The 4,017-nt window shown below is 66.0% G+C and carries 2 protein-coding genes; both read right to left on the bottom strand.

From position 1 onward, the window contains the following. Nucleotides 1-106 precede the first annotated feature (106 nt). The gene (locus KA184_23460; protein ID MBP8132548.1) at nt 107-1,957 is read right to left on the bottom strand and encodes a carboxypeptidase regulatory-like domain-containing protein; all 1,851 of its coding nucleotides are present in this window, start codon (nt 1,955-1,957) and stop codon (nt 107-109) included. Further along, nucleotides 1,958-3,949, bottom strand: a complete 1,992-nt coding sequence (locus KA184_23455) for a carboxypeptidase regulatory-like domain-containing protein (GenBank protein ID MBP8132547.1) — start codon at nt 3,947-3,949, stop codon at nt 1,958-1,960. It lies immediately after the preceding gene. Nucleotides 3,950-4,017 lie beyond the last annotated feature (68 nt).

The following is a 4,017-nucleotide window of genomic DNA, read 5'->3' as shown; positions in this document are numbered from 1 at the left end:
TCAGAGTGAGTCAAGAGCATGGGCAAGATGCCCGTGTCACGTGACACGGGCGGCCCGACCGGGCAACCCCGTGGGCAAGAGGCCCATGCCACGACAGGTATCCCGCCTAGCCGCGGCGGCGCAGATCCTTGATGAGTTCGAGAAGGCGTCCTTCAACCTGGTGATAGCGCAGGATACCCTCTTTGTCGATGAGCACGGTCTGGGGGATGAAGTTGACGCCGTAATTGACGAAACTGACGAAGGGGTCCGCGTCGCATCCGACCGGAAACGGCAAGCGCAGCCGCTCGACGTATTGTCCGACAAGATTCGGTTCCGTGCTCGCGTCGTGTATGGCGACGAACGCGACATCGTCGACATCACGCAGCAGGTCGAACAGCACGCACAATTCGGTCAAGCGGTTCATGGCAAGGGGGCTGTCGTCGAAACTGCCCCAGAAAGTGAGCACAACGACCTTGTCCGCGAGGTCAGCCAGGCAGAGCGGCCCGCTGTTAAACCAGGCGTCGCATTGGAACTCCGGCGCTTTCTTGCCGGCCAGATAACTGAGGTTGTTGTGTGGCGGTTCCGTGGGCCGCTCAGCCGTGTCCGGGTCGAAGGGGGCCAGCACGACCTCGAGTTCTTCCTTATTGCGCGGATCGAACGTGAATAGAGCGCGCTGGAAACGCAACCGATGCTCTGCGCTGAACGCGATGTCGCCTTCGCCCGGCATCGCGCCGAGGCGAATCGTGAAACGCCCTTCATCGTCGGCGATGGTCCAGTATGGCGGCACGAGATTGCGGCTGGACAGCAGCGCGCGCGCGGCGGGCGCGCCGTCGGCATCGCGCACGCGCCCGCGCACTTCGGGCAACTGCATCAGACGAATTGGTGAAATACTGACGTATTTCTTGTCTTGAAGGTCGAAGGAGATCGTGGAAAGCTGTTCGGTCATGAACCCGGGGGGCGCCAGCACCTGAACAACACCCTTCTGCGTGCCGACCTTGAGTTGAAACGCCCCGTCCGGCTGCGTGAGGGTTTCTTCATACACAATGTTGTCGACGCGATACGCGACGCGCACGCCCGGCATTGCCGCGTCCTCCTCGCGCACGACGCGGCCCGCGATGATGCGCGGGGGCAACAGCGTCAAGTCGGCGGTATAGTCCTTTTCCGGGTCCGCCAGCAACAACCGCAGCGGCGGCGGGGTTGCGTAGTCCGGATGACGCGCGGCGACCCGGTATTCGCCTTCCGGCACGCGCACGCGAAAGAACCCGTCCGGGTCCGTAAGCACTTCCGTGATGCCGACGTCCCCCTTGTCCGTTTGCGCAAAGACAGCGACGCGCGCCCGCGCAACCCCTTTGTCTTCCGCCGTTATGCGTCCGTGAACGGGGATGCCCGGCGTCATCACGATGTCCTGGCGCGTCTTCAACACGGGAAGATACGGCACGTTGGCGTCGGCGTAGTCCGAGTGCGTGACCGTGAAGCGCAGGAACGCGCCCTCGGGCAGATCCGTAATCCGCAGCAGGCCCGCGTCATCGCTGCGCAGCAGGGGAAAGCCCGTGTCCACGAGGTCTTCCACCGCTACATGGAAAGCGTTGTTGATCATCATGCGCCGGATGCGCGCGCCGGCCAGCGGCGCATAGTCGGCCCCCAGAATACGCAGCGGCAACTCCGCGGGCCGCGCCAGTTGAATGATGATATCGCCGTCGCCCACGACGAAACCCGTGTATCCGCCAAACGCCAGTCCTTCCTTGCGCGCCACGACTTCCACGGGGCCAACGGCCACGTCGTCAAACCGGAACGCGCCGTCCGTGGCCGATTTCGCGGTCGTTACGACGCGGTCCTGCACCAGCCAGACCGCCGCGTCAGCGACAGGCTTCTGTTCGGGGTCCAAGACGCGACCCCGCATTTCCAGCGCCGTTGCGGATGCGCCGGACAGCGCCGCCATGAGACAACAGGTCCACGAGGTCACATTCCGGGGCGTCACTTATGGCCCTTTCATCGCGCGCAACGGCGGCAGGCCGAAACTTTCAAATACCACGCGGCCTTCCGTATCCAGCACGTATGTAGCGGCCGACGCGGGCGGTTTTCCCTGTAGCACGGGGCACGGCGCGCTTTCGCAGAGCAGCGGCCGGTCCAGCAGAACGGCGCAGCCCAGCCCGTTTTCGGCGAGGATACGCTCGACGTCGCGCAGGCCCGCGAACACCATCTCGGATTCCGCGGCGGTGCAATACAGCAACACCATGCGCCTGTCGCCCGCGTATTCGCCCGGCGCCGGACCGCACAACCGCATGGCGTCGCGCCACTCTACCGTCTGATTCAACCAGGACGCGCCGGCCTCGCCGCCCGCGACGGCGATCATGCCGAGGTCCTGCTGCCCGGCCGGCAATATATTGAACGTGACCGATTGCGCGGACGCCGTCTCGCCGGCGCGGATCAGGCAACGCTGCGGCACGCCAGGCGTCACGGCGTCCCAGTCGAAACGGCCGTCCTCGCGCGAGAGACAGCGCCACAGCAGCATTTCCTCCTCGGCCTTTTCACCCGGGAGGAAGCCGCCCACGACCGCGCCCGCAAGCGGTTTCTGTTCGGCGGTCACGACCTGCCCCGATACGCGCCCAAGCGGCAGCAGTTGCACACGCGCGAGCTGGGTGTCCTTGCGCGTGAGGGCAAACAGCGCGCCCAGCGGCGCGGATGGGTGTTCGGCCATGGCGATGAGGCGGCCGTCCGGCGGCAGCACGGTGGCCTTGATGCGCACCCGGCCCTGCGCGTCCGTGACGCGCCAGCCGAACTGGTACGGTCGCAACACCGACACGATGACACCCGGCGCGGGGTTCAGGTCGGCGTCCAGGACCAATACGTCAAACTCGGGCAAGGGCGCGAGCCAGAACCCCGGCAGTTCCAGGTCCTGGCCTTCCAGGACCGTTGCCGTCACCGAGTTGATCTCGGGCGGGAAATAGCCGGGCGCCGCCTCGATGCGCACCAGGTTCAAGCCTTCGGCCGTCTCGAAGACAAACTCGCCCGTTGCGCCCGTGCGCGCAAGGCCGGCCATGTTCCCGTTCGTTTCCAGCAACACCCGTGCGCCCGGCACCGGCGCGCCGGTTATGGCGTCCTTAATGGTCCCGCGCACGCGGCCTGTTCGCGCCACCAACAGGCGCACCATCTGCTGCGGGGCATCCGGGCTGACCTCGAAACGCATCCAGCCAGCGCTGCGGTAACCGTTTCCGGCGGCGTGCCCGAGGTAGGAGCCGGGCTTCAGCCGCACCTGGAAATGGCCGCGCCCATCGGAGCGCGTCAAGGCGGTGTCATGCGGCGGGCCGGCGTTCTGGAACCACACATCCACGTTGGCCACGGCCATTTCCTGGCGCCGCTCCAGCACGAGGCCCTCGGTGATGACGCCGGGGACGAGCGTGACGCGCACGTCTTCGTCACCGACAGCGATGTCAGCGACGCCTTCCTGCGCATAGTCGGCGTGCCCCACCTTCAGCGCGATGATCCCCCCAGCGGGCAATTGACCCAAGACGAAACGTCCCTCGCCGTCCGTGCGGGGCTCCTCGAAGCCAAACGCCTTGAGTTTCGTGATAGGGATGCCGACCTTGTCCGCGTCCAGGAGCGCAATCCGCGTGATACGGGCGCCCTCGATGGGTTTGCGCTTCTCCGTCAGGACGCGTCCGGCCACGCGGTCCGCCAGCGGCATGCGCAGCACGAGCGGCGGCACGGCCTCGTCGAGGCCGAGATTGAGGTGCTTCCCGGCATAACCAAAACCCGGCGCGGCCGCAAATACGCCCACGGGACCGGGCGCCACGTTCTCGAACCGGAACGCGCCGTCCGCGGCAATGGGCGCTTCCACGATAGCGCCTTCGAGTCCCGGCTCGAGGAACACGCGTGCGCCGTTCACGGGCTGACCGCCCGCGTCCACGACACGGCCCGTCAACGAAGACGCACCGAGCAGAAACACGGCAAGGACCATCGGGACCGTCACTGCTGGTTCTCCTTGATGTAAGGGGCCGTCATCCTACTGAATCCGGTGCGGCGACTCCAAACGTGAAC

The organism is Candidatus Hydrogenedentota bacterium, from assembly GCA_018005585.1.
Lineage (GTDB): Bacteria > Hydrogenedentota > Hydrogenedentia > Hydrogenedentales > JAGMZX01 > JAGMZX01.
Note: the sequence above shows the minus strand (reverse complement) of the source record. Positions and strands in the feature narration are given on the sequence as shown.